This window comes from Thermococcus sp. Bubb.Bath (assembly GCF_012027595.1).
In the GTDB taxonomy this organism is placed as follows: domain Archaea; phylum Methanobacteriota_B; class Thermococci; order Thermococcales; family Thermococcaceae; genus Thermococcus.
The window spans coordinates 1-406 of the sequence record NZ_SNUR01000057.1 but is presented as its reverse complement, the minus strand read 5'-3'; the positions used below and the strand labels follow the sequence as shown (position 1 = coordinate 406).

1 protein-coding gene is annotated in these 406 nt (G+C 50.2%); it reads right to left on the bottom strand.

The annotated features are described in order from the left end of the window. Positions 1–394, bottom strand: a 394-nt coding sequence (locus tag E3E29_RS11495; RefSeq protein WP_167911114.1) for a DUF99 family protein, incomplete at its 3' end; no start/stop codon positions are given. Positions 395–406 lie beyond the last annotated feature (12 nt).

Below are 406 nucleotides of genomic sequence, written 5' to 3'. Positions count from 1 at the left end.
AAAAGTGCTTCCTTAGAGCTTTCTCCATGGCTCTCAAGTCTGGCTTCTTCCTGACGACAACTATCACTGGAAGTCCCGTCTTCCGGTGGAGCATCTCCAAATCCACAACGTTAAAGCCCGCGTAGGTTATCCCCTTGAGCATGATGACCCTCAAATCCCTGAAGCGTGAGCTCTTAACGGCGTCTATCATTGCGTTCGTTGCATCTCGCCCATCGACGGTTATCCAACGCGAGAGAACGCCGACTACCTCCTGAGAGCCCTTCATGATGACGCCGATTAGAATCGTCTTTTCCCTCTCTAGTTTTGAAGAAAAGGAGAAAGTTCCGTCGTCAAAACCTACAACCCTAATCTGGGGCTTCACCTTCCTTATTGCCCCAGAACTTCTTCGAGCCATTTCGCGTACTCC